We start from the raw sequence: 633 nt of genomic DNA on the forward strand, positions 1-633 counted from the left end.
GTTTAAAGTCCACTTCACTTTTATTTTTGCAGAGACTAACATTAATCCAAAAACCAAAGCCTCTCGGGTGATGGACAGACAAGATTAACAAGCAGGAAGAGAAATCAAACAGATGAAATTGAGAGGAGTGGCACAGTCCAGATCATTCCAGCGTTGCTCAGCTCCATAGGCCAGCTCCACACAATTTTCCTTTCCTCCATATTCATTTGGCTCACCAGTAAGCCAGTCACTGTAGTCAAACTTTGAGCCATCACTCCAAAACCAGACATTATTCTTAATTGCATCATGAGCACCAATCCAGGTTCGGGGCATGCCACTAGCACATTTTCTCAGAAAGGTCTTGAGGAAACCGCTAGTGTGTGGATCATGGACTGATGCAAGGTTTCCACCGAGCTCAAGACACTTTTTCTCTGCTTCAGCCCATGGTTTCAAGTCACTGAAAAATTTAAAACACTGCATCTCAAACTTTTCCCAGCCAGGGGGACATCTTCTACCACGGCGAAAACCATTAGAGTTGACTCCACTTACAGCCAAAGCAAGAATAAAGGCTACAGAAATCCACATGCTGATAGTCCAAGTGACTGAAAATTCAACTAAACACACTTTAACAGGGCAATACGGTCTTTTCTTTTT

The 633-nt window shown here is 43.0% G+C and carries 1 protein-coding gene; it reads right to left on the reverse strand.

The window, feature by feature from the left end:
* Positions 1–84: 84 nt before the first annotated feature.
* A partial coding sequence (locus tag GQS57_RS18500) for a lectin-like protein (RefSeq protein WP_205860315.1) occupies positions 85–633 on the reverse strand: 549 nt, incomplete at its 5' end.

It is taken from the genome of Polaribacter sp. 20A6 (assembly GCF_011378915.1).
Lineage (GTDB): Bacteria > Bacteroidota > Bacteroidia > Flavobacteriales > Flavobacteriaceae > Polaribacter > Polaribacter sejongensis.